This is a genomic window from Mycobacterium heckeshornense, from assembly GCF_016592155.1.
GTDB lineage: Bacteria > Actinomycetota > Actinomycetes > Mycobacteriales > Mycobacteriaceae > Mycobacterium > Mycobacterium heckeshornense.
In genome coordinates this window covers 4,086,870-4,112,988 of sequence record NZ_AP024237.1, presented here as the reverse complement: position 1 = coordinate 4,112,988, position 26,119 = coordinate 4,086,870, and the positions used below count along the sequence as shown (strand labels likewise).

The window sequence follows — 26,119 nt, the reverse complement described above, 5'->3', positions numbered from 1 at the left end:
TTGTCGAGTCTGCAAGAAAGGCGGCTTCATGGAACACGAAACCGACACCGACACCGAGCTCGTCACCGAAACCCTGGTGGAAGAGGTGTCCATCGACGGCATGTGCGGGGTCTACTGACCGTGGCCGTTCCCGCGCCGGCTGAGGCGCGATTCGACCCCGAGCTGGGCTGGCGACTGCATCCGCAGGTGGCGGTGCGACCGGAGCCATTCGGCGCGCTGCTGTACCACTTCGGCACCCGAAAGCTGTCGTTTCTCAAAAACCGGACGATCCTCGCGGTGGTGCAATCGCTGGATCACCATCCAGATGCCCGATCAGCCTGTCGCGCAGCAGGACTCGACGACACCCAACTCGCGCCGTACCTGAAGGCCCTCGGCGTGCTCGCCGCGTCGAACATGGTCGTGCCACGGGAGGGCCCATGACAGCGGCTGTCCCTGGCCTCGTCGAGCAGTTCGAGCGCGGGCTAGCCGCGCCGATCTGCCTGACCTGGGAACTGACCTACGCCTGCAACCTGGCGTGCGTGCACTGTCTGTCGTCCTCGGGCAAACGCGACCCGCGAGAGCTTTCCACACGGCAATGCAAGGACATCATCGATGAGCTGGAACGCATGCAGGTGTTCTATGTCAATATCGGTGGTGGCGAACCGACTGTGCGACGGGATTTTTGGGATCTACTTGACTACGCCACCGCACACCACGTAGGCGTGAAATTCTCCACCAACGGGGTTCGGATCACTCCGGAAGTGGCCGCGCGGCTCGCCGCCAGCGATTATGTCGACGTCCAGATTTCACTCGACGGCGCCACCGCTGAAGTCAACGACGCCATCCGCGGACCAGGATCGTACGCCATGGCGGTGCGCGCACTGGAAAACCTGGCGGCCGCCGGCTTTTCCGACGCCAAAATTTCTGTGGTGGCGACCCGTCATAACATCGACCAATTGGACGAATTCGCCACGCTTGCAACCCGTTACGGTGCGACACTGCGAATTACCCGCCTGCGGCCCTCGGGCCGCGGGGCAGATGTCTGGGACGAGCTACATCCGACGCCCGAGCAACAAATCCTGCTTTACAACTGGCTGGTCGCCAAGGGCGAACAGGTGTTGACGGGTGATTCGTTCTTTCATCTCTCCGGACTGGGCACACCCGGTGCGCTGGCCGGCTTGAACATGTGCGGAGCCGGCCGGGTGGTGTGCCTGATCGACCCGGTGGGCGACGTGTACGCGTGCCCGTTCGCCATTCATGAGCGCTTCCTCGCCGGAAATGTGCTGCGCGACGGTGGCTTTGACAATATCTGGAAGAATGCTCCGCTGTTTCACCAGCTGCGCGAGCCGCAGTCGGCGGGCGCGTGCGCTAGTTGCGGCCACTACGACAGCTGCCGCGGCGGGTGCATGGCGGCGAAGTTCTTCACCGGCTTGCCGATCGACGGCCCCGATCCGGAGTGCGTGCAAGGCCACGGGGTTTCGGCGCTGGCCAATGGACGCGTCAAACCGAGACCGGCCGGCGACCACTCTCACGGGCGGCGAACCACGGTGCCGCTGACCTTGTCCACCCGTCCACCCAAACGCCTTTGCAGCGAGAGCCCGCTGTAGACCATGGCCCGCGATCTTTGGTTTGAGACGGTCGCGATCGCCCAGCGGCGAGCCAAGCGTCGGCTTCCCAAGTCGGTCTATTCCTCGCTGGTTGCCGCCAGCGAAAAGGGTGTGACCGTGTCCGACAACGTCGAGGCGTTCAGCGAACTCGGCTTCGCACCGCATGTGGTAGGTGCTATCGACAAGCGGGATCTTTCCACAACGGTTATGGGGCAACAAATTTCGCTGCCCGTGATCATCTCGCCCACGGGTGTCCAAGCGGTCCATCCGGACGGCGAAGTCGCGGTGGCGCGTGCCGCGGCGGCGCGCGGCACGGCGATGGGCTTGTCGTCGTTCGCCAGCAAACCGATCGAGGAAGTCGTCGCCGTTAATGACAAGGTGTTCTTCCAGATCTACTGGCTCGGTAGTCGTGATTCGATCGCCGAGCGGGTTGAACGGGCCCGCCAAGCCGGGGCGGTGGGCCTGATCGTCACCACCGATTGGACGTTTTCCCACGGACGCGATTGGGGTAGCCCCAAGATTCCGGAAGCGATGAACCTGCGCACCATGCTGCGGTTGTCCCCGGAAGCGATCACCCGCCCGGGCTGGCTGTGGCAGTATGCCCGGACCCTGCGCCCGCCGAACTTGCGGGTTCCCAACCAGGGCAAGCCGGGCGAGCCCGGCCCGCCCTTCTTCGCCGCTTACGGTGAATGGATGGCGACACCCCCGCCCAGTTGGGCCGACATTGCGTGGCTGCGCGAAATGTGGGGCGGTCCGTTCATGCTCAAAGGCATTGTGCGGGTCGACGACGCGAAAAGAGCTGTGGATGCGGGAGTTTCGGCGATCTCAGTGTCCAACCACGGCGGCAACAACCTGGACGGTACGCCGGCCACCATCCGTGCGCTGCCCGCCGTAGCCGATGCGGTCGGCGACCAGGTCGAGGTTTTGCTGGACGGCGGCATCCGGCGTGGCGGCGATGTGGTCAAGGCGCTGGCATTGGGTGCGCGGGCAGTGATGATCGGCCGGGCCTACCTGTGGGGGCTGGCCGCGGCCGGCCAGCGTGGCGTGGAAAACGTTCTCGACATCCTGCGGTCGGGGATCGACTGCGCGTTGATGGGCCTTGGCCATGCCTCGGTGCACGACCTTGGCCCCGACGACGTCGTGATACCCCCTGGCTTTACCCGTCCGCTCGGCGTGCCCGCCGCCCGGACGGGGTAGGCGTTTCGCAGTGGTGCCGAGAACCCTGATACTGACGTGGCAGCCGTGGCTGAGGTGACCGGGTCGGGCGCTCTCAGGAAGCAGCGCCAAAAAAAAATCGTCCAGAGAACCAACAACCGCTGCACCACAGGTGAATTCGTCCTACCATCGGCAAGTGGCTGTCTTGGCCGAACTTGGGGGCTCGACGTCGAGCCAGCTACAAAACATGTCGCCAGCAGTACTTATCCCGGTGGGGTCCACTGAGCAGCATGGGCCGCACCTCCCGCTGGACACCGACACGCGCATCGCCACCGCGGTCGCAGGCGCGGTGGCGGCGCGCCTCGGCGCACACCGCTCGGAGGATGTGGGGCGCTGGCTGGTGGCGCCGGCCATCGCCTACGGCGACAGCGGCGAGCACCAGAGCTTCGCCGGAACGATCTCTATCGGCACGCACGCGCTGACAACGTTGCTGGTGGAGTACGGCAGGTCGGCAAGTTGCTGGGCCGGTCGGCTCGCCTTTGTCAACGGCCACGGCGGCAATGTCACCGCGCTGCGACAGGCAGTCACGTTGCTGCGCGCCGAAGGGCGCGACGTCGGATGGTGTGCGTGCGCCGCACAAGACGGCGACGCTCACGCGGGCCACACCGAAACCTCGGTGCTGCTACATCTTTCGCCGTTCGACGTGCTGACAGATCAGTGGTGCGCGGGCAATGGCACACCGTTGAGCGAGCTGCTGCCGTCGATGCGCCGGGGCGGGATGGCCGCGGTGTCTGAAGTCGGGGTGCTCGGCGACCCCACCACGGCGACCGCCGAGGAAGGCGAGCGGATCTTTGCTGAAATGGTCGATAGCTGCGTGCAGCGCGTGGCACGGTGGGTTCCAGGCATCGACGGGATGCTGCGATGACCCCTAGCCGGCTGCCGGACGGTTTCGCTGTGCAAGTCGACCGCCGCGTGCGGGTGCTCGGCGAGGGGTCGGCTCTGCTCGGTGGGTCTCCGACCCGGCTGCTGCGGTTGGCGCCGGCGGCCCGCGAGATGCTCGACGGTGGACGCCTGAAGGTCCATGACGCGGTCAGCGCGGAACTGGCTCGCACTCTATTGGATGCGACTGTTGCTCATCCCCGGCCGGCGGGCGGCCCGTCCCACCGTGACGTCACTGTGGTAATCCCAGTGCGGGACAACTCTTCTGGTTTGCAGCGGTTGTTGACATCGTTGCGTGGGCTGCGCATCGTCGTCGTTGACGACGGCTCGGTTGTCCCGGTCGAGCGGGACGACTTTGCGGGGACGCACTGCGACATCGAGGTGCTGCGCCACGTTCGCAGCAGGGGGCCGGCGGCTGCTCGCAACACCGGCCTTGCCGCTTGCTCCACCGATTTTGTGGCGTTCTTGGATTCTGACGTGGTGCCACGCCGCGGTTGGTTGGAAGCTCTACTCGGCCATTTTTGCGACCCCGCGGTCGCGCTGGTTGCCCCGCGCATCGTCGGTTTGCCGCAAAGTGACCATCTGCTTGCGCGTTACGAGGCGGTGCGCTCCTCGCTGGACTTGGGTCAGCGTGAGGCCCCGGTCGTACCCTACGGGCCGGTGTCGTATGTTCCAAGTGCAGCGATCATCTGCCGCACCAAGGCATTGCGTGACGTCGGCGGATTCGACGAGACGCTGCGGGCGGGCGAGGATGTCGACCTGTGTTGGCGGCTGGTGGAAGCCGGCGCCAGGCTGCGCTACGAACCCATTGCGTTGGTGGCGCATGACCACCGCACCGAACTGCGCGATTGGCTTGCGCGCAAAGCGTTTTACGGCAGCTCGGCGGCCCCACTGTCGGCACGTCACCCCGACAAGACAGCACCGCTCGTGATCTCGGGCTCGGCGCTGGCAATGTGGATCCTGATGTCGATCGGATCGGCAATCGGCTACCTGGCGTCGCTGGCCGTCGCCGGTTTGACCGGCCGGCGAATCGCCCGCAAGATGCAGGGCCCCGAAACTCAGCTGCGGGACGTCGTGGCCGTCCTGGCACGCGGCTTGTGGTCAGCCGCACTGCAATTGGCGTCGGCGATTTGTCGACATTACTGGCCTGTCGCATTGGCCGCTGCCATCGTGTCCCGGCATTGCCGACGCGCGGTGATCATCGCCGCGATCGTCGACGGCGTCGTGGATTGGGTCAATCACAGGGCTGACACCGACGACGAAACCAGGCCCATCGGACTGCTGCCCTACCTGATGCTTAAACGCCTTGATGACCTGGTCTACGGCCTCGGCGTGTGGGGCGGGGTAGTGCGAGAGCGCAACCTCGGACCGCTCAAGCCGCAAATCCGGACCTGACAGTCCCGTTGACCACAGCGGGGCCGCGTAGCGATGTGCTGATCATCGGTGCGGGAAGCGCTGGATCCGTAGTGGCGGAACGGCTTTCCTCCGATCCACGCTGTGTGGTGACGGTGTTGGAGGCCGGCCTGGGGCTCGCTGATCCAGAATTACTGGCTCAGACCGCGAACGGGTTGCAGCTGCCGATCGGTGCCGCAAGCCCCTTGGTCCAGCGCTACGATGCGCAACTCACCGAGCAGCCAGCTCGCCGGATGCCGATCGTGCGCGGGGCAACCGTCGGTGGTTCGGGCGCGGTCAACGGTGGCTACTTCTGCCGCGGCTTGCCACGCGACTTCGACAGGATCGAGGCACCGGGATGGGCATGGACCGACGTCCTGGACCACTTTCGCGCGATCGAAACGGACCTGGATTTCGACGGCCCGGCACACGGCCGCGACGGCCCAATCCCGGTGCAACGTACGCGCGAAATGGTCGGTGCCACAAAAGCGTTCGTTGACGCAGCGCAGGGAGCCGGTTTTGCGTGGATCGCCGATCTCAACGACGTCGGCGGGGGGTATGGCATGCCGGCAGGCGTGGGTGCTGTCCCGCTGAACATTGTCAATGGCGTGCGCACCGGGTCAGGTGCGGGCTATCTGCTGCCCGCGCTGTGTCGGCCTAACCTGACTCTGCTGGCCCGGACGCGGGCGCTGCGGCTGCGATTTTCCGGAACCCGTGTCTTCGGTGTCGACGCGATCGGGCCGGACGGGCCTGTCACCGCGCTAGCTGACCGAATCGTTTTGTGTGCCGGGGCAATTGAATCAGCTCACCTCTTGATGCTGTCGGGTGTCGGCGACGAAGCGATGTTGCGGGCGGCCGGTGTGGATGTGGTGATGCCGTTGCCCGTGGGGATGCGTTGCAGTGACCACCCGGAATGGGTGCTGCCGACCAACTGGGCGGTGGTTCCGCGTCGTCCGGTGCTCGAAGTGATATTGAGCACCGCCGACGACATCGAGATCCGGCCATACACCGGCGGTTTCGTCGCAATGGTGGGTGACGGCAGCCCGGGCCACCCGGATTGGCCGCACATCGGGGTTGCCCTCATGCAACCCCGCGCGCGGGGCCGCGTCACGCTGGTCTCCCGCGATCCGCTGGTGCCGCCGCGTATCGAGCTGCGCTACGACAGCGAGCCCGACGACGTCGCGACCTTGCGCCGTGGCAGCGAGCTGGCGCGTGAATTGGCGGGCGCCGTCGCCGAGGTCGGGACACCGTCGTGGTCAACGTCGCAACATTTGTGCGGCACTGCGCCCATGGGGACCGAACACGACCCCGTCGCCGTGGTCGACCATCGCTGCCGGGTGCGTGGCATCGAAGGCTTGTGGGTGGTGGACGGCTCAATCCTGCCGGTCATCACCAGCCGGGGTCCGCACGCCACCATCGTGATGCTGGCCCACCGGGCCGCCGAGTTCATCGAATGACGTGCCCACCGGCCGGGCGGTGAGGCGACGCACCCAGCGCAATTGTTGTCCGTTACGTCCCGGTGCCCACAGGCCGATGAGTACCGCAGCTACCGCGATAATCACCGCCAGAACCAGAAACGACGATTCCATCGCCTCGAGAAAGGCACTGCGGCTGAGCTCGGCGAGCTGCAGACCTTGGGCGCCAAGATTTCTGGCGACTTCAAGGGCCTGAGCCAGCGAATGGGAGGCAGGTCCGCGGAGTGGTTGCGGAAACGCGGCAAGGTGCGACGCGACCAGATGGCCGTACCTGGCCGCCAGGATCGATCCCGCCAACGCGATCCCCAGCGCCGCACCCACTTCTCGGGTGGTGTCGTTGACCGCCGACGCCACGCCCTGCTTCTCGTCAGGTACGGCCGCCATGATGGCCGAGGTGGTCGGCGCAGTGCAGAAGCCGATCCCGCTGCTTATCACCAGCAGCGGCCAAACCATGTCCCAATACGGCGAGTCGACTTCGAGCACACGCGTCCACAGAAAGCCGGCCGATATGAGTAGCAAGCCGGTGACCACCACCAGTCGCAGCCCAAGCCGAGGCACATACCATTGGGAAAGCACAGAAAACGTCAGCATCGGAAGCATCAATGGGCTGAATGCCAAGGCGGTCTTGATCGGGCTGTAACCCATCACCAACTGGACGTATTGCATCATCGCGTAGAAGAAACCGAACATCGCCATGAAAAAGACCGTGATGGTCGCGGCGCCGGTGGCGAAATCCGGTTTGCCGAACAACCGAACGTCCAGCAGCGGGTGCCGACGTCGCACCTCGACGAATCCGAAGGCTGCCGCCAGCACGACACCGGCACCAAGCGAACCGCAGATCAGCGGGTCAGTCCAGCCACGCGCGGGCGCTTGAATCACACCGAAGACGAAAACCGCGACGGCAAACCCGATCAATGCCGCACCCGGCCAGTCCAGCGGAGTGGCTTGGGCGTCGCGCGAGGAGGACACCGTGCATGCGAGCACGAAGATCAGCGCCGCGCCAGCCGCGAAAGCCCAGAAGATCGACTGCCACGGCCAGAAATACAGCAGTCCTCCGGATCCGAGCATGCCGATGACCGCGCCGCAGCCGGCGACGCCTGCCCAGATGCCCACCGCCTTCATCCGTTCGTCATTGCGGTGCGCGGCGGTCAACAGCGACAGCGTGGCGGGCATGATGAACGCGGCCCCAGCGCCGGCTACCGCGCGGGCCACGATGATCGGCAGCGGGCTGGCGAATACCGTGGGCACCACTGACGCAATCGCGAAAATCGCCAGGCCCGCCAACAAGGCTCCGCGCCGCCCGTAGCGGTCGCCGATGGCTCCGGCGGGCAACAGAAGACACGCCAACGTCACGGTGTAGCCGTCGACGATCCAGGTCAGCTGCGACTGGGCAGCCGAAGTCGCCACCGCGATATCACCGAGTGCCGTGTTCAGCGCGACCATCGACGCGATCACCAAGGAGACGCCCAGGCAGGCCACAACCATCGTCCAGATTCGTGCGCGGCCGGACCCACCAAGTGGCACCGCACCCGCATGTTGGTCGGGCCGAATGAGAAGATCGACCATAACGGTTGCGTCTCCTTTCGGCGGGCAAGCACTTTCGAGACTAACAGTCTCGTAGATAGACGGGTAGTCTTCTTCTGGACGGGAGGTGGCACACATCACCGGTGGCAGTACCGATCCTCGACCAGCGCGTTCGCGCGCGCGGCTGCTGGAAGCCGCGACCGCGCTGCTGCGCTCCGGAGGCCCCAGCGCGGTGACCATCGATGCGGTCACCCGCGGCGCCAACGTAGCCCGGGCGACTTTGTACCGCCACTTTCCGAGCGCAAATGATTTGCTCGCAGCGGCGTTCAACAGTCTGCTACCGCCGGCGCCGATGCCGCCGGCACAAGGCTCGCTACGCGAGCGGCTCATCGCGTTGGTGCTGGCCGAGGCCGAATTGATCGCAGAGGCACCCGGCATGCTGACCGCGATGTCATGGATGGCGCTGGGCGGAGACCTCCAACAGCTGCCGGAACCCCGCCACACCGACAGCCCCGCGCTCAGCACGCTGCGCGAGCGGATCGCCCAGCAGTACGCGGCGCCGTTCGACGCCATTTTCGACAGCCCGGAGGCCGCCGAGCTGGGCGAGATCGACCGCTCGCGGGCGATCGCGCTGCTGATCGGCCCGCTGGTGCTGGGCCGGTTATCCACCTTGCCTGATTTCGACTACCGCGAGTGTGCCCGCGCCGCGGTGGACGGATTCCTGCACGTGCAGCGCAAGCAAAGCAAGAGCATCACCGCAACTCGTAGCGGATCGGCAGGTGCTTCAACCCGCCGACAAACACCGTCGCAATGAGTTCCGGCTCGCCATTCAGTTCAATCGATTTCAGCCGCGGCAGCAGTTCGGTAAAGAAGCTATTTACCTCCATGCGGGCCAGCGCGGCGCCCAGACAGAAGTGCACGCCGTATCCAAAAGCCAAGTGCTTGTTGGGATCACGACCAACGTCGAAGCGGAACGGGTCGTCGAACACCTCCTCGTCGCGGTTGCCGGACACGTAGGACAAATACACCGACTCACCTTTGGCGATCGGCACTTCGCGGACGACGGTGTCCTCGGTCGCGGTGCGCATGAATTCCTTGACCGGCGTGACCCAGCGGATCATCTCCTCGGTGGCCAGCGGCATCAGGTCCAGGTTGTCGGTGAGTCGCTGTCGTTGGTCGGGGTTTTCGATCAGCGCCTGCAGGCCGCCGGCAATGGTCGCGCTGGTGGTGTCGTGACCCGCGGTGGCGATGATCACGTAGTACGACGCGGTCTCGACGTCCGACAGCGGTTCGCCATCCACGCGGGCGTTGGCAATCGCCGACGCCAGATCCTCGGTTGGGTGCTCGCGCCGAGTCGCGGTAAGAGCGTTGAAATAGCCGAAGAAGTCGAGCAATACCTGGAGCTGTTCTTCGGGGGTGTTGCCGCGCTTGAACTCGGCGTCATCGCCGCCGAACAGCTCCTGGGTGAGCTTGAGCATCCGCGGGAAATCCGATTCCGGCAGGCCCAGCAGCGACATGATGACGTACAGCGGGTAGTTCACGGCAACCTCTTGCACGAAGTCGCATTCGCCGCCGGCGGCCATCATCTTGTCGACGTAGATCTTGGCCAGCTCGTCGACGCGGACCTTCAGCGCGCGCATCGCCTTGGGCCGAAACCAGTCTGCGCCGATCGCCCGGACCACGCGGTGCTGCGGGTCGTCCATATGGATCAGCGTGCGCAGTCCCATCCCCGCTTCCAGCTGGGCCCGGGCGATGTCGTCGTTTTGTGCCGTCTGTAGCAGCGGTCGCGGTTCGTTGATCCACAAGTTGTTGTCCCGCTCGATTTCCATGATGTCGGCGTGTTTGGTGATCGCCCAGAACGGTCGGTAGGGCGGACAGTCCACCAGCGACACCGGTGCGTGGGCGCGCAGATGGCTCAGCGCCGCGTGCAGGCGTGGTTCGTCGGTGTAGGCGGTCGGGTCGGCAAATACTTTCGCCGCTTCGTCAATGATTGGGACGCTCATCTGACTCCTCGGGTGGCCGGGCCATCGTGGCCAGCACCAGTGTCGGTGATCGGCGGCCAAGCGGGAAGCGATTTGCGTCGATCCGCCAGCTCGGCCTTGTCTTAGGCTCGGGTCGTGGTGATCGCACTGCCGCTACGGCCACGCGCGGGCGCCGCCGCGTTCTTGGCGATGGCGCTGTTGGTTACCGCGTGCGGTCACGGCGGCGTCCTGCTGCGGCAAAAATCGCCTCCGGATCGCGCCGGCTCCGCAGACGCCGGGGTGGTGCGCACCGCGACGGGCCTGGTGCGCGGTCAGGTGGCCGCGGATTACCGGCTGTTCCAAGGCATTCCATATGCGGCACCTCCCGTTGGGCCGTTGCGCTGGCAGCCGCCGAGACCTCCGGCGCCATGGCGCGGAATGCGGGATGCCAGTAAGCCGGGCCCGCAGTGTATGCAGGAAAGCCGTGGCCGCAAGCCGACGAGCGAGGACTGCCTGACGCTGAACGTGTGGACTCCACCGCTCGGCGCGACGGCCGAAAAGCACCCGGTGATGGTGTGGATTCACGGTGGCGGCTTCGTCAACGGCAGCGGTGACCTGTACAACTCGCGATGGTTGGTCGCGCAGGGCCATATCGTCGTGGTCACCATCAACTACCGCCTGGGCGCGCTCGGCTTTCTGGCCCATCCCTCGCTGGGCGCCGGCAATCGTGTCGGCAACTACGGCCTGGCCGACCAGCAGGCCGCGCTGCGCTGGGTTCGAGACAACATCGCCAGCTTCGGCGGGGATCCGACCCGAGTGACCATCGCCGGCGAATCGGCGGGTGCCATGTCGGTGTGCGACCATCTGGTGGCACCCGGTTCGGCAGGGCTGTTTCGGGCGGCCATCGTGCAGAGCGGTCCGTGCCAGGCGCAGGCCGACCTGGTAAGTGCACAGCGCACCAGCCTCGACTACGCGGCCTCGATGGGATGCGCCGACCCCGCAACCGCCGCACAGTGCTTGCGGGCGTTGCCGGCCGCGAAGCTGGCCCGGCCGCCGTGGTATTCGCGCATCGGCGATTCGGACTCGCTGTCCGGCCCGGTGACCGGGACGGCGACGCTGCCGGTCGACCCTGTCGCAGCGTTCGCCGCCGGCCACGCGGCGAAGGTTCCGGTGCTGATCGGCACCAACCAGGACGAATTCACCATGTTCACCGCACTGCGTTACCTGCGGCTGGGCCGGACCATGACGGCCGCGGAGTATCCGCGCGTGCTGGCCGATATCTTCGGTCCCGACGGTCGGGCGGTGGGGGCCCATTATCCGCCGGACCGCTACGGCGGCGACGTGTCGCTCGGCTACGCCGCCGCAGTTACCGACGGCGTATTCGCCTGTGTCGCCGACCGCATCGGTGAAGCGCTGCGCCGGGGAGCACCCGTGTATGCCTACGAGTTCGACGACCGCGGCGCTCCTGCGCCCGAGCCGTTGCGCCGCGCGCCATTCCCGCTGGGCGCCAGCCACTCCCTGGAGTTGCGCTACCTGTTCGCCGTCGGTGGGGCTCCTCCGCTCAGCCCGGCGCAGCGCGCGCTGTCCAGCCAGATGGTGAGCTACTGGAGTCGGTTCGTCACCACCGGCGCACCGAAAGCGGCCGGCCAACCGGCCTGGCCCGCGTTGGGTGGCGATCCGGTCCACAGCCCCCGGATGTCCCTGCGGCCCGAGGGCAGCAGGGTGACGACCAACTTTGCCGAATCCCACCAATGCCGGTTCTGGTCGAGCTTGAAAGGAAAGCGCTAAAGCGCCGACGGCGGTCCGTGGTCGACGCGCATGGCGACCCGCAACGGCCGGCCCGCGTCGTCTCGAGCCTGTCACCGGATTTGGCCGCTACCATGATTTGGGGCATACTGTTCAGGTTGCCTTGCGCCGGGTTCGCGCCTGGCCGGGCATCCGACCGGCGCCCAAACGGGCGCGTCCGGTCCCATCCTCGGAGCGCGACGAATTTCGAACGTGAAATCAGCGCGCCGAGGCTGCGTGTCGGCGACACACCCGATCGCGGGGACCGGTGGACCAGGACAGGTAAACAGCGGCGCAGGCATCCGGCGCGACGCTGGATCGACCCAGGTCGATCGGCGCGGCGGGCACACCGGGTCCGGACATGGGAACAGCGAGGTAGCACAAGCGTGGCGGGACAGAAGATCCGCATCAGGCTCAAGGCCTACGACCACGAGGCCATCGATGCCTCTGCGCGCAAGATCGTCGAGACGGTGGTGCGGACAGGTGCCAGCGTGGTGGGTCCGGTGCCGCTGCCGACCGAGAAGAATGTCTACTGCGTCATTCGCTCGCCGCACAAATACAAGGACTCGCGGGAGCACTTCGAAATGCGCACCCACAAACGGCTGATCGACATCCTCGATCCGACGCCGAAGACGGTGGATGCGTTGATGCGCATCGACCTCCCCGCCAGCGTCGACGTCAATATCCAGTAGGAGATCGGTGGACCGATGGCACGAAAAGGCATCCTGGGCACCAAGCTGGGTATGACGCAGGTGTTCGACGAGAACAACCGGGTGGTCCCGGTCACAGTGGTCAAGGCCGGACCGAACGTGGTGACCCGAATCCGCACACCCGAGCGTGACGGCTACAGCGCGATCCAGCTGGCCTACGGCGAGATCAGTCCCCGCAAGGTCAACAAGCCGTTGGCCGGTCAGTACAACGCGGCGGGTGTCAACCCGCGCCGGCACCTGGCCGAGCTGCGGCTCGACGACCCGGAAGCGGCCGCCGAGTATCAGGTCGGTCAGGAGTTGACCGCCGACATCTTCACCGACGGCAGCTACGTCGACGTGACCGGCACCTCGAAGGGCAAGGGCTTTGCCGGCACCATGAAGCGCCACGGATTCCGCGGGCAGGGTGCCAGCCACGGCGCTCAGGCCGTGCACCGACGCCCCGGTTCGATCGGGGGCTGCGCCACACCGGCCCGGGTGTTCAAGGGGACCCGGATGGCCGGGCGGATGGGTAACGATCGGGTGACGACGCAGAACCTGCTGGTGCACAAGGTTGATGCCGAAAACGGCGTGCTGCTGATCAAGGGCGCGATACCAGGACGCCGGGGCGGGCTGGTAATGGTGCGCAGCGCGATCAAAAAAGGTGAAAAGTAATGGCAGGCATCAAAATTGACGTCAAATCGCCGGCCGGTAAGACGGAAGGCTCTATCGAGTTGCCGGCCGAGTTATTCGATGTCGAAGCGAATATCCCCTTGATGCACCAGGTAGTCACCGCCCAGCGGGCGGCGGCCCGTCAAGGTACCCACTCGACGAAGACCCGCGGCGAGGTGCGCGGCGGCGGTCGAAAACCATACCGGCAGAAGGGTACCGGCCGCGCTCGCCAGGGCTCGGTTCGGGCTCCGCAGTTCACCGGCGGGGGCACCGTGCACGGCCCCAAACCTCGTGACTACAGCCAGCGCACCCCGAAGAAGATGATCGCGGCGGCGCTGCGCGGTGCGCTGTCGGATCGAGCCCGCAACGGCCGAATCCATGCTGTCACCGAACTGGTGTCGGGCCAGACCCCGTCGACCAAAAGCGCCAAGGCGTTTCTGGCCACGCTGACGGACCGCAGGCAGCTGCTGGTGGTCATCGAACGCAGTGACGAAACGAGCGCCAAGAGCGCGCGCAATCTGCCCGGCGTGCACATCCTGGCACCCGACCAGCTCAACACCTATGACGTGCTGCGGGCTGACGATGTGGTGTTTTCCGTTGCGGCACTCAACGCCTACATCGCCGCCAATACCAAAGCCGCCGAGGAGGTTTCGGCCTGATGGCGACCGTCACCGACCCCCGCGACATCATCCTGGCGCCGGTCATCTCGGAGAAGTCCTACGGGCTGATCGACGACAACGTCTACACATTTTTGGTGCACCCCGACTCCAACAAGACGCAAATCAAGATCGCTGTCGAGAAGATCTTCTCCGTCAAGGTGGCGTCGGTGAACACTGCGAACCGGCAGGGCAAACGCAAGCGCACCAGGACCGGCTACGGCAAGCGGAAGAACACCAAGCGCGCCATCGTCACGCTGGCGCCGGGCAGCAAGCCGATCGACCTGTTCGGCACACCGACATAGCCGAGGATAGATAGAAAGACTTAGCAGAGATGGGAATTCGCAAGTACAAGCCGACGTCTCCCGGCCGTCGCGGTGGCAGCGTCTCCGATTTCGCCGAGATCACCCGCTCGAAGCCGGAGAAGTCGTTGGTGCGCCCGCTGCACGGCCATGGTGGGCGCAACACGCATGGCCGGATCACCACCCGCCACAGGGGCGGTGGCCACAAGCGCGCATACCGCATTATCGACTTCCGTCGCAACGACAAGGACGGCATCAACGCGAAGGTCGCCCACATCGAGTACGACCCCAACCGCACCGCCAACATCGCGCTGCTGCACTACCTGGATGGCGAGAAGCGTTACATCATTGCTCCGCAAGGACTTTCGCAGGGCGATATGGTTGAGTCAGGGCCCAACGCAGACATCAAACCCGGTAACAATTTGCCGTTACGCAATATCCCTGCCGGTACCCTGGTCCACGCGGTGGAGCTGCGCCCAGGCGGTGGCGCCAAACTGGCGCGCTCGGCCGGGTCGAGCATTCAGCTGCTCGGCAAAGAGGGCAGCTACGCCTCGCTGCGCATGCCCAGCGGTGAGATCCGCCGCGTCGACGTCCGGTGCCGCGCCACGGTCGGTGAGGTTGGCAACGCCGAGCAGGCCAACATCAATTGGGGCAAGGCCGGCCGGATGCGATGGAAGGGCAAGCGGCCGTCGGTGCGTGGTGTGGTGATGAACCCGGTGGACCACCCGCACGGTGGTGGCGAGGGCAAGTCCTCGGGTGGCCGTCACCCGGTCAGCCCGTGGGGCAAGCCCGAGGGCCGCACCCGTCGCCGCCACAAGCTCAGCGACAAGCTCATCGTCCGACGCCGGCGCACCGGCAAGAAACACTCGCGCTAGCGCGGCGACGATACGGAGCGCGGAGTGCGATGAGGAGGAGCCGGGCAATGAGAGTTAGGAGTAGCCGATGCCACGCAGCCTGAAGAAGGGTCCGTTCGTCGACGACCATCTGCTCAAGAAGGTCGACGCGCAGAACGAGAAGAACACCAAGCAGGTCATCAAGACATGGTCGCGGCGGTCAACCATCATTCCGGACTTCGTCGGTCACACGTTCGCCGTCCACGACGGGCGCAAGCACGTGCCGGTCTTTATCACTGAGGCGATGGTGGGCCACAAGCTGGGTGAGTTCGCGCCGACGCGGACCTTCAAGGGACACATCAAAGATGACCGGAAGGCTAAGCGTCGATGACCACGGCTACCGAATTCCCGTCTGCGGTCGCGAAAGCCCGGTTCGTTCGGGTGTCGCCGAGAAAGGCGCGCCGGGTAATCGACCTCGTGCGCGGCAAGCCGGTAGCGGAAGCGCTCGACATCTTGCGGTGGGCGCCGCAGGCGGCCAGCCAGCCGGTGGCGAAAGTGATTGCCAGCGCTGCGGCCAACGCGCAGAACAACAATGGTCTCGATCCGGCCACGCTGGTGGTGGCCACCGTCTACGCCGACAACGGCCCGACCGCCAAGCGGATTCGTCCCCGCGCTCAAGGGCGCGCGTTCCGGATTCGTCGGCGCACGAGCCACATCACCGTAGTGGTCGAAAGCCGGCCGGCCAAGGACCAGCGGGCGTCCCAGTCGTCGAGGTCTCGCCGCGCCCAGGCCAGCAAGGCCGCCGCAACCAAACAGGCGCCCGCCAAGAAGGCGCCCGCCAAAGTAACGGCTGCCAAGAAGGCGCCCGCTAAGAAGACAGCTTCCGAGAAGGAGACACCCGCCGCCAAGGCGCCGGCGAAGAAGACGTCCCCGCAGTCCACCGCGAAGGGAGGCTCGCCGTAGTGGGCCAGAAGATCAATCCGCACGGCTTCCGGCTTGGCATCACGACAGACTGGAAGTCGCGCTGGTACGCCGACAAGCAGTACGCCGAATACGTCAAGGAGGACGTCGCGATTCGGCGCCTGCTGTCCAGCGGCCTGGAACGCGCGGGTATCGCCGACGTGGAGATCGAACGAACGCGTGACCGGGTCCGAGTCGACATCCACACCGCGCGGCCGGGCATCGTCATCGGACGTCGCGGCACCGAGGCCGACCGGATCCGTGCCGACCTGGAAAAGCTCACCGGCAAGCAGGTTCAGCTCAACATTCTCGAGGTGAAAAACCCTGAGTCCCAAGCACAATTGGTGGCTCAAGGTGTTGCTGAGCAGTTGAGCAACCGGGTGGCGTTTCGCCGGGCGATGCGCAAGGCCATTCAGTCGGCCATGCGTCAGCCCAACGTCAAGGGAATTCGGGTACAGTGCTCTGGCCGCCTCGGCGGTGCGGAGATGAGCCGCTCGGAGTTCTACCGCGAGGGCCGAGTCCCGCTGCACACCCTACGGGCCGACATCGACTACGGATTGTATGAAGCCAAAACCACTTTCGGCCGCATTGGGGTCAAGGTGTGGATCTATAAGGGCGACATCGTCGGCGGGAAACGCGAGTTGGTCGCCCCCGCTGGCGCAGGTGCCGAACGTCCCCGTCGCGAGCGCCCGTCGGGTACCCGGCCGCGGCGCAGCGGCGCTGCTGGAACGACCGGCGCGACCACCGAAGCCGGACGGGCGGCAGGGGCTGAGGAGGCCACAGCTTCGGCGGGCGCCGACCCGGCTTTGGAGACGCAGAGTACAGAGAGCTGAATCATGTTGATTCCCCGGAAAGTCAAGCATCGCAAACAGCACCATCCGCGCCAGCGCGGCATCGCCAGCGGCGGCACGACGGTCAGCTTCGGCGACTACGGCATCCAGGCGTTGGAGCATGCCTACATCACCAACCGGCAGATCGAGTCCGCCCGTATTGCCATCAACCGACACATCAAACGTGGCGGCAAGGTGTGGATCAACATCTTCCCGGACCGTCCGCTGACCAAAAAGCCCGCGGAGACCCGAATGGGTTCGGGGAAGGGCTCGCCGGAGTGGTGGGTGGCCAACGTTAAACCGGGCCGGGTGCTGTTCGAGCTGAGCTACCCCAATGAAGCGGTTGCGCGGGCCGCGCTGACCAGGGCAATTCACAAGTTGCCGATCAAGGCACGCATTGTTACCCGAGAGGAGCAGTTCTGATGGCACTGGGTGTTTCCGCCGGCGAACTGCGGGAGCTCACCGACGAGGAGCTGGTCGACCGTCTGCGCGAATCCAAGGAGGAGTTGTTCAATCTGCGCTTCCAGATGGCTACCGGCCAGCTCAGCAACAATCGCCGACTCCGTACCGTGCGTCGGGAGATTGCACGCATCTATACCGTGCTGCGCGAACGTGAACTGGGCCTGGCGTCCGGGCCTGAGGGTGAGGAATCCTGATGGCAGAGGCTAAGACCGCAGCGAAAAAGACAACCAGCAAGGCGTCGAAGGCGGCGGCGAAGAAGGCGGCTGCAAAAGATGCCGCACCAAAAGAGAAGGGCCCCAAGCACACTCCACCCACCCCAAAGCCGCGGGGTCGGCGCAAGACCGCGATCGGCTACGTCGTCAGCGACAAGATGCAGAAGACGATCGTGGTCGAGCTCGAGGACCGGGTGCGGCATCCGCTGTACGGCAAGATCATTCGCACCACCAAGAAAGTTAAGGCGCACGACGAGAACAGCATTGCAGGCATCGGCGACCGGGTGTCGTTGATGGAGACGCGTCCACTGTCGGCGACCAAACGCTGGCGGCTGGTCGAGATCTTGGAGAAGGCCAAGTAAGGGCGAACGCTGCGGCTGGTTCTGGTCGGTGCCGGGGCGATGAATTCGCCCCGCTATCGCCCGGCCGGGCTGCTGCTGGCCTGGGGCGGTCACCGTGTCATGCTGGACGGTGGGGATTCCGCCGATCCTGGATCGCGGCTGGATGCCTGGCTGGTCTGCGATGAGCATGCGGAGTTGATGCCGCGGATCCGTCGGCGGGCCGCCGAACTGGGCGTGCGTCCGGCTGTCGGGTCGTTCGGCGCGGGCACGGTGCGGCTGCGACCGTTACCGGTGCGTCACACGTCCCATCCGACCGGCGGTTACCTGATCGAGACGGCATACCAGCGGGCCGTGTGGGCACCCGAGTTCTGGGAATTCCCGCAATGGGCGCGCGAATCCGATCTGATGTTCGCCGACGCCGCCGGGTGGAACCACCCGATCCGGTTCGCCCGCGGTGTGGGCGGGCACGCCTGCGTTAGGGACGTGGCCGCGGCAGCGCGCGACGCGGGCGTGCGTCAATTGGTGTTCGCTCACATCGGGCGAGCGACCATTCGCGCGATCGATCGGGGTGAGCGCGCGCCATTCGGTCAGTGGGGCCTCGAAGGCGCGGTATTCCGGCTGCGCTGACCCGTCACCGATTCCCGCAGTATTTGACACGTGACGGGTATAGGCTCGCGGCACCGACAAGAACGGAGCCGCTGATGGCAACACAGTTTCAAGGCAGGATCGAGCTGGATATCCGTGACTCCGAGCCGGATTGGGGCCCCTACGCCGCACCCACGGCTCCGGAAGGCTCACCCAACATTTTGTACGTGGTGTGGGACGACGTCGGAATCGGGACCTGGGATTGCTTCGGCGGACTAGTCGAGATGCCGACCATGACTCGCATCGCAGAACGGGGCGTTCGGCTGTCGCAGTTTCACACCACGGCCCTGTGCTCACCCACCCGGGCGTCATTGCTGACCGGCCGGAACGCGACGACTGTGGGTATGGCCACCATCGAAGAGTTCACCGACGGATTCCCCAACTGCAACGGGCGCATTCCGGCCGAGACCGCGCTGATTTCGGAAGTACTAGCCGAGCGCGGCTACAACACCTACTGCATCGGCAAGTGGCACTTGACGCCGTTGGAGGAGTCGAATTTGGCTTCATCCAAGCGGCATTGGCCGCTGTCACGTGGCTTCGAACGGTTCTACGGGTTCATGGGCGGCGAAACCGACCAATGGTATCCAGACCTGGTGTACGACAACCATCCGGTGTCACCACCAGCGACGCCTGAGGACGGCTACCACTTGTCGAAGGACATCGCCGACAAGACGATCGAGTTCATCCGTGACGCCAAGGTGATTGCGCCGGACAAGCCGTGGTTTGCGTATGTGTGCCCTGGTGCGGGGCATGCCCCGCACCATGTGTTCACCGAATGGGCCGACAAATACACCGGCCGCTTCGACATGGGCTACGAGCGCTACCGCGACGTGGTGCTGGAAAATCAGAAGTCGATGGGGATAGTGCCCCCGGATACCGAGCTGTCACCGATGAATCCCTATCTGGATGCGAAGGGACCGAATGACCAGTCGTGGCCGCTGCAGGACACGGTGCGTCCCTGGGACTCACTGAGCGGCGACGAGATGAGGCTGTTTTGCCGGATGGCCGAGGTATTCGCCGGCTTTCTCAGCTATACCGACGCCCAAATCGGCCGGATATTGGACTATCTTGACGAATCCGGCCAACTCGACGACACGTTGATCGTGGTGATCTCCGACAACGGCGCCAGCGGCGAGGGCGGGCCGAACGGGTCGGTAAATGAGACGAAGTTCTTCAACGGTTACATCGACACCGTCGAAGAGAGCCTGAAGCACCTTGACTGGTTGGGCGGACCGCAGACCTATAATCACTACCCGATTGGATGGGCGATGGCGTTCAACACGCCGTATAAGCTGTTCAAACGCTACGCCTCCCACGAAGGTGGCATCGCTGATGCGGCGATCATCTCCTGGCCCGACAGGATTGCCGCACGCGGGGAGGTGCGCGATAACTACGTCAACGTCTGCGACATTACCCCGACCGTCTATGACCTGGTCGGGATCGCGGCACCGCAGACGGTAAAGGGCATCGCGCAGAAGCCACTGGATGGTGTGAGTTTCAAAGCGGCAATAGAAGATCCGAGTGCCGACACCGGCAAGCGCACCCAGTTCTACACCATGCTGGGAACCCGGGGCATTTGGCATGAGGGCTGGTTCGCCAACACCGTTCACGCCGCAGCACCCGCCGGTTGGTCGCACTTCGACTCCGACCGCTGGGAGCTGTTCCACATCGCGGTTGACCGCACCCAATGTCACGACCTGTCCGCCCAGCGTCCCGACAAGCTCGAGGAGCTGAAGGCGCTGTGGTTTTCTGAAGCGGCCAAATACAACGGGCTGCCGCTGGCCGACCTCAACCTGCTGGAAACAATGTCACGGTGGCGGCCCTACCTGGCTGGCGAACGCTCCACCTACACTTACTATCCCGATACCGCCGACGTCGGCATGGGCGCCGGGGTCGAGATCCGCGGGCGGTCATTCTCGGTGGTGGCCGACGTGAGCGTCGAAACCACGGGTGCTGAAGGCGTGCTGTTCAAGCAGGGTGGCGCCCACGGTGGTCACACTTTGTTTATCCAGGACGGACGGCTGCACTATGTCTACAACTTCCTCGGTGAGCAGGAGCAGATGATCTCCGCGACCAATACGGTGCCGTTGGGCCGGCACCTCTTTGGTGTCCAATACGCCCGCACCGGGACCGTGGAAAACAGCCATACCCCGTTGGGTGAAGCCACTCTCTACATCGACGACACCGCGGTTGGCGTGTTGGCCGAGATGAAGACACACCCCGGCACGTTCGGGTTGGCCGGAGCCGCCATCAGCGTGGGACGCAACAGCGGTTCGGCAGTGTCCGCCCGCTACACGGCACCATTCACGTTCACCGGTGGAGCCATCGCCCGCGTCACCGTCGACGTTTCCGGTGCACCATATCAGGACCTGAAAACCAAACTAGCCCTGGCCTTTTCGCGGGACTGAAATGACATGGCGTTTATGCGCTGCGATCTGTTCGGCGTTTCTGGCGGGCGGGTGCAGCAACACCACGGGAGGAATTGCGATTCCGGTGCCGACGTCGTCGACGACGGCAGTTTTGCATCAACCACCGTCGGATCCGCTCGCCGATGTCCCCGGTGTCGAAACGACACTGCCAGATCACCTACCGCCCGACGCGCTGGTCTGCTTCCCGCCGCCAAGCGTGGTGGGCAGGCCAGCCACTGCCACGGTGTCCGACCCGGCCGCGCCGAAAATCACCATCAATGTCCCAGACGGCTGGACGTCGACAGCCGGAGATGGTGACGTGGCGATGGTGTTGGCAGGACCGGACGGCATGACCGGAAGGGTCACCATCGCGTCGACGAGCCTCACACCGGCCGCAGCCCTCGCCCATTACGACGCAATGGCGCGATCGGCAGCGGGCGCCGAGGTGACCATCACCGCGGCTCCTTTCTGTGGGTACAGCAGCCAGCAGCTGACCGGCACGTACCGAGGACCGTCCGGTGCAATCGCGTTTGCCGACCGGATTGCCCATATCTGGACAAACACAAAGGGTTATCTCGTCGCCATCCACCAGGAAGGGCCGGCCGGACTGCTGGGCTTTGACGCCGCGAAAGTTGCTCTGATGGCAGACTTCGCGGTCGTCATACCCTGAAAGCATGCTGACCGAGCTCGTTGAGCTGCCCGGCGGAGCGTTTCGCATGGGATCGGCGAGCTTCTACCCCGAGGAAGCTCCGATCCATACCGCGATGGTGGGCCCGTTCGCGGTCGAGCGACATCCGGTGACCAATGCGCAATTTGCCGAATTCGTTGCCGCCACAGGGTATGTGACGGTCGCCGAACAACCCATCGACCCTGCGCAGTATCCGGGAGCGAACCCAGATGACCTGGTTCCGGGCGCGCTGGTTTTCCGCCCGACAGCCGGTCCGGTCGACCTGCGCGACTGGCGGCAGTGGTGGCATTGGATACCTGGCGCGTGTTGGCGGCACCCGTTCGGACCCGACAGCGACGTCGCCGACAAGGCCGACCACCCGGTGGTGCAGGTCGCCTATCCGGACGCGGTGGCCTACGCGCGCTGGGCAGGGCGGCGGCTGCCCACCGAGGCGGAGTGGGAGTACGCGGCCCGCGGCGGAACCACCACCACCTACCCCTGGGGCGACGAGGAGAAGCCGGGCGGACAGTTGATGGCCAACACCTGGCAGGGCCGATTCCCATACCGCAACCACGGCGCCCTGGGCTGGACGGGAACATCGCCGGTGGGAACCTTCCCACCTAATCGGTTTGGGTTACTGGACATGATCGGCAACGTCTGGGAGTGGACGACCACCGAATTCAGCGCACACCACCGGCCCGATCAGCCTCCCAAAGCATGCTGTACACCACCCGGACCTGCGGATCCGGGTGTCAACCAGACGCTGAAGGGCGGTTCCCACTTGTGCGCGCCGGAATACTGCCACCGGTACCGGCCGGCGGCGCGCTCCCCGCAATCGCAGGACACCGCAACCACTCATATCGGGTTCCGGTGCGTGGCCTGAGCGCCCGTCAACTGCGAGCGTTAACTTGTCGGACCGCGCTGCCATACTCGTACTTATGTTCGATGACGCGCGCGGTATGGTGCCCTCGCCGGAGGAGATCGCCCGGCTGGAGGAGATGTGGGAGCGCCATCATCCCTCGACCACCGCGGAGTCGACGGTGTTGGTGGACCGGGTTTGCGCGGCCTCGCGGGCGGAGAACCGGGCGGCGGCCGCGCAGCTGGCCGCGATCGGGGAGTTGTTCGGTTACCGGCTTTCGCGCTGCTCGGAAACCGAGGAATGGGCGATCGACACCGAGGAGGCGGTGGCCGCCGAGGTCGCGGCGGCGTTGCGGATCAGCCGCGCATTAGCGAGCAGCCGGCTGCGCTATGCCCGGGCAATGCGCGAACGGCTGCCTAAGACCGCTGAGGTGTTTCGGGCCGGCGATATTGGGCTGCGGTTGTTTCAGACCCTCGTGTATCGCACCGAGCTGATCACCGACCCCGATGTGCTGGCCGCGGTCGATGCCCGGCTGGCGCAGGCCGTGCCGCGCTGGCCGTCGCTGACCCAGGGCCGGCTGGCGGCGATGATCGACAAGATCGTGGTTCGCGCTGATGCCGACGCGGTGCGCCGGCGCAAGCAGCACCAGGACGATCGGGAGGTGTGGATCGGTGATTTGGCCGAGGGCGGGATATCGGAAATCCATGGCAGTCTGTTCACCACCGATGCGCATGCGCTGGATAAGCGGTTGGATGCGTTGGCGGCCACGGTGTGTGCGCATGACCCACGCACCCGAGCGCAGCGTCGTGCTGATGCGCTGGGGGCATTGGCGGTCGGGGCCGATCGGCTGGGGTGCCGGTGCAGGCGGCCCGACTGCGCGCCCGATGCGGGACAGGCGGGCCCGTCCGTCGTTGTTCATGTAATCGCCGAGCAGGCCACCATCGACGGGACCGCTAGTGAGCCGGGATCGCTGGTGGGAGCCGATGGCCTCCTCCCACCCGAACTGGTCGAGGAATTGGCTCAGTCGGCCACGCTGATACCGCTGGTGCACCCCGGCGATGCCCCGCCCGAGCGGGGCTGTGTGCCGTCGAAGGCGTTGGCCGATTTCGTGCGCTGCCGGGATGTGACGTGCCGCTGGCCCGGTTGTGAGCGCCCGGCGTTCGACTGCGACATCGATCACGCGATTCCCTACGCCCAGGGCGGGCCCACGCACGCGTCGAACCTCAAATGTTATTGCCGCACACATCATTTGGTGAAAACGTTTTGGGGCTGGCGGGAAAAGCAGTTGGTGGACGGGACGCTGATTTTGACCGCGCCGACGGGACATACCTATGTCACCACCCCGGGCAGCGCGCTGCTGTTTCCCGGCCTGTGCCGGCCCACCGGCGAGCTCGCCGCCCCGCCCGCCGACCCGCCGGTCGACTACTGCTCCGAGCGCACCGCGATGATGCCCAAGCGCCGCCGCACCCGCGCCCAAGACCGCGCACACCGCATCGCCACCGAACGCCGCCACAACCGCCAAGCACGCCGCGCCCGGCACGAAAAACGCCTCAGCTACTTCAACCTGCCCCCGCCGCGCGCCGACGACGAGCCACCACCGTTTTAGCTGGCGGAGGACCGCGTCATCACCCGGTTACCGGGCGATATACGCAGAATCGGCAGTGCCTCGGCAAACCAGCCAAAATTTGGCGCTGAGCAGGTCGTCACCTAGACTCTAGGGGTTGCCGTGGGCAGACCTCGGCCGGCGCCAGGTGACGGCCCCGCGTGCCTTTCGGCGACGAAGACCACGCACGACAGAGTTCCTCCGGCGTGCATACGTTAGCCAGGCGGTTGGCGCGCACGAGTTCCAACGACCAGGCACAGGATTGAGGAGATCTGGTGATTCAGCAGGAATCGCGTCTGAAGGTTGCCGACAACACCGGCGCCAAGGAGATCTTGTGCATCCGTGTGCTCGGCGGCTCCGGGCGGCGCTACGCCGGGATCGGCGACGTCATCGTGGCGACGGTCAAGGACGCGATCCCCGGCGGCAACGTCAAGCGCGGTGACGTGGTCAAGGCGGTGGTCGTGCGCACCGCCAAGGAGCGCCGTCGCCCCGACGGCAGCTACATCAAGTTCGACGAGAACGCGGCGGTGATCATCAAGCCGGACAATGACCCGCGGGGGACCCGTATTTTCGGTCCGGTCGGCCGAGAGTTGCGGGAGAAGCGGTTCATGAAGATCATTTCGCTGGCCCCGGAGGTGTTATAGATGAAGGTCCACAAGGGCGACACCGTGCTGGTCATCTCCGGTAAAGACAAGGGCGCCAAGGGTAAGGTGCTCAAGGCGTACCCGGCCAAAAACAAGGTGCTCGTCGAGGGCGTCAACCGGATAAAGAAGCACACGCCGATCTCGACGACCCAGCGCGGCGCGCGGTCGGGCGGGATCGTCACGCAGGAAGCCCCGATCCACGTCTCCAACGTCATGGTTGTCGACTCCGACGGCAAGCCGACCCGGGTCGGGTACCGCATCGACGAGGAGACCGGCAAGAAGGTCCGCATCTCCAAGCGCAACGGCAAGGACATCTGATGACGACCGCAGAGAAGGTTCAGCCGCGGCTGAAAGTGCGCTACCGCGAACAGATCCGTGACGCGCTGCAAAAACAATTCGGGTACCGCAACGTGATGCAGATCCCGACGGTGGTCAAGGTCGTCGTCAACATGGGCATCGGAGAGGCGGCCCGCGACGCGAAGATGATCAACGGTGCGGTCAACGACCTCGCGATGATCACCGGACAGCGACCAGAGATCCGCCGGGCGCGTAAATCCATCGCGCAGTTCAAGCTTCGTGAAGGCATGCCGATCGGTGTGCGAGCAACCCTGCGCGGTGATCGCATGTGGGAGTTTCTCGACCGACTGGTTTCCATTGCCCTGCCACGTATCCGCGACTTCCGCGGGTTGTCGCCGACGCAGTTCGACGGCGCCGGCAACTACTCGCTCGGGCTGGCCGAGCAGACGGTGTTCCACGAGGTCGACGTGGACTCCATCGACCGGACCCGTGGCATGAACATCAGCGTCGTCACCTCGGCAGCGACCGACGAGGAAGGACGCGCGCTGTTGCGGGCCCTCGGCTTCCCGTTCAAGGAGAACTGAACACATGGCGAAGAAGGCACTGGTCAACAAAGCCCAGCGGAAACCGAAGTTCAAGGTGCGGGCGTACACCCGCTGCAGCAAGTGCGGCCGCCCGCACGCGGTCTACCGCAAGTTCGGGCTGTGCCGGATTTGCCTGCGCGAGATGGCGCACGCGGGCGAGCTGCCGGGCGTGCAGAAGAGCAGTTGGTGAACGCAGCAGGCCCGACCCGGGAACCACTGCGAGAAAGGTGACACGGCACCGATGACAATGACGGACCCAATCGCGGACTTCCTGACGCGTCTGCGCAACGCCAACGCGGCCTACCACGACGAGGTGAGGCTGCCCCACTCGAAGATCAAGGCCAACATCGCCGAGATCCTCAAAAACGAGGGGTACATTGCCGATTACCGCGTCGAAGACGCTCGGGTGGGCAAAGCGCTCGTCATTCAACTCAAGTACGGGCCAAACCGCGAACGCAGCCTGGCGGGTCTGCGCCGGGTGTCCAAGCCGGGACTGCGGGTCTACGCGAAATCCACCAACCTGCCGCGGGTCCTCGGCGGCCTGGGTGTGGCGATCATTTCGACGTCCTCGGGCCTGCTTACCGACCGTCAGGCGGCCAGAGAGGGCGTGGGCGGCGAAGTCCTCGCATACGTGTGGTGAG

The 26,119-nt window shown here is 65.3% G+C and carries 32 protein-coding genes; 30 read left to right on the top strand and 2 right to left on the bottom strand.

From position 1 onward, the window contains the following. Positions 1-28 precede the first annotated feature (28 nt). The 7 genes from mftA (at position 29) to mftG (ending at position 6,529) form a co-directional block, all read left to right on the top strand. A complete protein-coding gene (gene mftA, locus MHEC_RS19870; RefSeq protein ID WP_039891439.1) occupies positions 29-118 on the top strand; it encodes a mycofactocin precursor MftA in 90 nt (29 codons plus the stop codon). After that, positions 103-420, top strand: a complete 318-nt coding sequence (gene mftB / locus MHEC_RS19865; RefSeq protein WP_048890275.1) for a mycofactocin biosynthesis chaperone MftB — start codon at positions 103-105, stop codon at positions 418-420. Before mftA ends, mftB begins: the two co-directional genes overlap by 16 nt. Next, positions 417-1,586 (top strand): mycofactocin radical SAM maturase, encoded by a 1,170-nt coding sequence (mftC, locus tag MHEC_RS19860; RefSeq protein WP_048890274.1) that lies wholly within the window; start codon positions 417-419, stop codon positions 1,584-1,586. The genes mftB and mftC overlap by 4 nt, the downstream gene beginning before the upstream one ends. A 3-nt stretch (positions 1,587-1,589) precedes the next feature. Continuing rightward, on the top strand, positions 1,590-2,783 hold the full coding sequence (gene mftD, locus MHEC_RS19855; protein WP_048890273.1) for a pre-mycofactocin synthase MftD: 1,194 nt from the start codon (positions 1,590-1,592) through the stop codon (positions 2,781-2,783). 130 nt (positions 2,784-2,913) lie between these two features. Next, positions 2,914-3,666: a mycofactocin biosynthesis peptidyl-dipeptidase MftE gene (gene mftE / locus MHEC_RS19850; protein ID WP_048890272.1), complete on the top strand. Its 753-nt coding sequence runs from the start codon at positions 2,914-2,916 to the stop codon at positions 3,664-3,666. Continuing rightward, positions 3,663-5,075 (top strand): mycofactocin biosynthesis glycosyltransferase MftF, encoded by a 1,413-nt coding sequence (gene mftF / locus MHEC_RS19845; protein WP_048890271.1) that lies wholly within the window; start codon positions 3,663-3,665, stop codon positions 5,073-5,075. Before mftE ends, mftF begins: the two co-directional genes overlap by 4 nt. Before the next feature lie 8 nt (positions 5,076-5,083). Beyond that, positions 5,084-6,529: a mycofactocin dehydrogenase MftG gene (mftG, locus tag MHEC_RS19840; RefSeq protein WP_048890270.1), complete on the top strand. Its 1,446-nt coding sequence runs from the start codon at positions 5,084-5,086 to the stop codon at positions 6,527-6,529. On the opposite strand, the gene MHEC_RS19835 is transcribed toward mftG, so the two are convergent. Further along, positions 6,446-8,113: an MFS transporter gene (locus MHEC_RS19835; protein ID WP_048890269.1), complete on the bottom strand. Its 1,668-nt coding sequence runs from the start codon at positions 8,111-8,113 to the stop codon at positions 6,446-6,448. The two genes, mftG and MHEC_RS19835, sit on opposite strands and share 84 nt — an antisense overlap. 190 nt (positions 8,114-8,303) lie before the next feature. On the opposite strand from MHEC_RS19835, the gene MHEC_RS19830 reads away from it, so the two are divergent. Further along, positions 8,304-8,885, top strand: a complete 582-nt coding sequence (locus MHEC_RS19830; RefSeq protein WP_235434747.1) for a TetR/AcrR family transcriptional regulator — start codon at positions 8,304-8,306, stop codon at positions 8,883-8,885. On the opposite strand, the gene MHEC_RS19825 is transcribed toward MHEC_RS19830, so the two are convergent. Continuing rightward, positions 8,824-10,074: a cytochrome P450 gene (locus MHEC_RS19825; protein WP_048890268.1), complete on the bottom strand. Its 1,251-nt coding sequence runs from the start codon at positions 10,072-10,074 to the stop codon at positions 8,824-8,826. The genes MHEC_RS19830 and MHEC_RS19825 overlap by 62 nt on opposite strands. A 168-nt stretch (positions 10,075-10,242) precedes the next feature. Between MHEC_RS19825 and MHEC_RS19820 the strand changes: the two genes are divergently transcribed. From MHEC_RS19820 to rpsH, 22 genes are all read left to right on the top strand, one after another. Further along, entirely contained in the window at positions 10,243-11,820 is a 1,578-nt protein-coding gene (locus MHEC_RS19820; protein WP_071700286.1) for a carboxylesterase/lipase family protein, read from the top strand. Positions 11,821-12,203: 383 nt separating this feature from the next. After that, the gene (gene rpsJ / locus MHEC_RS19815) at positions 12,204-12,509 is read left to right on the top strand and encodes a 30S ribosomal protein S10 (protein ID WP_003873519.1); all 306 of its coding nucleotides are present in this window, start codon (positions 12,204-12,206) and stop codon (positions 12,507-12,509) included. A gap of 15 nt (positions 12,510-12,524) precedes the next feature. After that, positions 12,525-13,178 (top strand): 50S ribosomal protein L3, encoded by a 654-nt coding sequence (gene rplC, locus MHEC_RS19810; RefSeq protein ID WP_048890267.1) that lies wholly within the window; start codon positions 12,525-12,527, stop codon positions 13,176-13,178. Continuing rightward, positions 13,178-13,834 carry a 50S ribosomal protein L4 gene (gene rplD / locus MHEC_RS19805; protein ID WP_048890266.1) on the top strand — a complete coding sequence of 219 codons (657 nt, stop codon included), beginning with the start codon at positions 13,178-13,180 and terminating at the stop codon, positions 13,832-13,834. Before rplC ends, rplD begins: the two co-directional genes overlap by 1 nt. Then, entirely contained in the window at positions 13,834-14,136 is a 303-nt protein-coding gene (rplW, locus tag MHEC_RS19800) for a 50S ribosomal protein L23 (RefSeq protein ID WP_003923377.1), read from the top strand. The genes rplD and rplW overlap by 1 nt, the downstream gene beginning before the upstream one ends. A gap of 29 nt (positions 14,137-14,165) precedes the next feature. Next, positions 14,166-15,008 carry a 50S ribosomal protein L2 gene (rplB, locus tag MHEC_RS19795; protein WP_048890265.1) on the top strand — a complete coding sequence of 281 codons (843 nt, stop codon included), beginning with the start codon at positions 14,166-14,168 and terminating at the stop codon, positions 15,006-15,008. 67 nt (positions 15,009-15,075) lie between these two features. After that, the gene (rpsS, locus tag MHEC_RS19790) at positions 15,076-15,357 is read left to right on the top strand and encodes a 30S ribosomal protein S19 (protein WP_003923380.1); all 282 of its coding nucleotides are present in this window, start codon (positions 15,076-15,078) and stop codon (positions 15,355-15,357) included. Continuing rightward, positions 15,354-15,929: a 50S ribosomal protein L22 gene (gene rplV / locus MHEC_RS19785; protein WP_048890264.1), complete on the top strand. Its 576-nt coding sequence runs from the start codon at positions 15,354-15,356 to the stop codon at positions 15,927-15,929. The genes rpsS and rplV overlap by 4 nt, the downstream gene beginning before the upstream one ends. Next, positions 15,929-16,759, top strand: coding sequence for a 30S ribosomal protein S3 (gene rpsC, locus MHEC_RS19780; protein WP_048890263.1), 831 nt, complete (start codon positions 15,929-15,931; stop codon positions 16,757-16,759). Before rplV ends, rpsC begins: the two co-directional genes overlap by 1 nt. Before the next feature lie 3 nt (positions 16,760-16,762). Beyond that, positions 16,763-17,179: a 50S ribosomal protein L16 gene (rplP, locus tag MHEC_RS19775; protein WP_003923384.1), complete on the top strand. Its 417-nt coding sequence runs from the start codon at positions 16,763-16,765 to the stop codon at positions 17,177-17,179. Next, positions 17,179-17,412 (top strand): 50S ribosomal protein L29, encoded by a 234-nt coding sequence (gene rpmC / locus MHEC_RS19770; protein ID WP_048890262.1) that lies wholly within the window; start codon positions 17,179-17,181, stop codon positions 17,410-17,412. Before rplP ends, rpmC begins: the two co-directional genes overlap by 1 nt. Beyond that, the gene (gene rpsQ, locus MHEC_RS19765; RefSeq protein ID WP_099868723.1) at positions 17,409-17,792 is read left to right on the top strand and encodes a 30S ribosomal protein S17; all 384 of its coding nucleotides are present in this window, start codon (positions 17,409-17,411) and stop codon (positions 17,790-17,792) included. Before rpmC ends, rpsQ begins: the two co-directional genes overlap by 4 nt. Positions 17,793-17,831: 39 nt before the next feature. After that, positions 17,832-18,398, top strand: coding sequence for an MBL fold metallo-hydrolase (locus MHEC_RS19760; RefSeq protein WP_048890260.1), 567 nt, complete (start codon positions 17,832-17,834; stop codon positions 18,396-18,398). A 74-nt stretch (positions 18,399-18,472) separates the two neighbouring features. Further along, on the top strand, positions 18,473-20,824 hold the full coding sequence (locus MHEC_RS19755; RefSeq protein ID WP_048890259.1) for an arylsulfatase: 2,352 nt from the start codon (positions 18,473-18,475) through the stop codon (positions 20,822-20,824). 244 nt (positions 20,825-21,068) lie between these two features. Next, entirely contained in the window at positions 21,069-21,494 is a 426-nt protein-coding gene (locus MHEC_RS19750; RefSeq protein WP_235434741.1) for a hypothetical protein, read from the top strand. Between the two features lie 4 nt (positions 21,495-21,498). Continuing rightward, positions 21,499-22,374 carry a formylglycine-generating enzyme family protein gene (locus MHEC_RS19745; protein WP_048890258.1) on the top strand — a complete coding sequence of 292 codons (876 nt, stop codon included), beginning with the start codon at positions 21,499-21,501 and terminating at the stop codon, positions 22,372-22,374. 55 nt (positions 22,375-22,429) lie between these two features. Further along, positions 22,430-23,956, top strand: coding sequence for an HNH endonuclease signature motif containing protein (locus MHEC_RS19740; protein ID WP_048890257.1), 1,527 nt, complete (start codon positions 22,430-22,432; stop codon positions 23,954-23,956). 272 nt (positions 23,957-24,228) lie between these two features. After that, positions 24,229-24,597: a 50S ribosomal protein L14 gene (gene rplN, locus MHEC_RS19735; RefSeq protein ID WP_003920623.1), complete on the top strand. Its 369-nt coding sequence runs from the start codon at positions 24,229-24,231 to the stop codon at positions 24,595-24,597. Continuing rightward, entirely contained in the window at positions 24,598-24,915 is a 318-nt protein-coding gene (rplX, locus tag MHEC_RS19730) for a 50S ribosomal protein L24 (RefSeq protein ID WP_003920621.1), read from the top strand. Further along, positions 24,915-25,478: a 50S ribosomal protein L5 gene (gene rplE / locus MHEC_RS19725; RefSeq protein ID WP_048890256.1), complete on the top strand. Its 564-nt coding sequence runs from the start codon at positions 24,915-24,917 to the stop codon at positions 25,476-25,478. Before rplX ends, rplE begins: the two co-directional genes overlap by 1 nt. 4 nt (positions 25,479-25,482) lie before the next feature. After that, the gene (locus MHEC_RS19720; protein ID WP_003920619.1) at positions 25,483-25,668 is read left to right on the top strand and encodes a type Z 30S ribosomal protein S14; all 186 of its coding nucleotides are present in this window, start codon (positions 25,483-25,485) and stop codon (positions 25,666-25,668) included. Between the two features lie 51 nt (positions 25,669-25,719). Further along, positions 25,720-26,118, top strand: a complete 399-nt coding sequence (gene rpsH / locus MHEC_RS19715) for a 30S ribosomal protein S8 (protein WP_048890255.1) — start codon at positions 25,720-25,722, stop codon at positions 26,116-26,118. Position 26,119 lies beyond the last annotated feature (1 nt).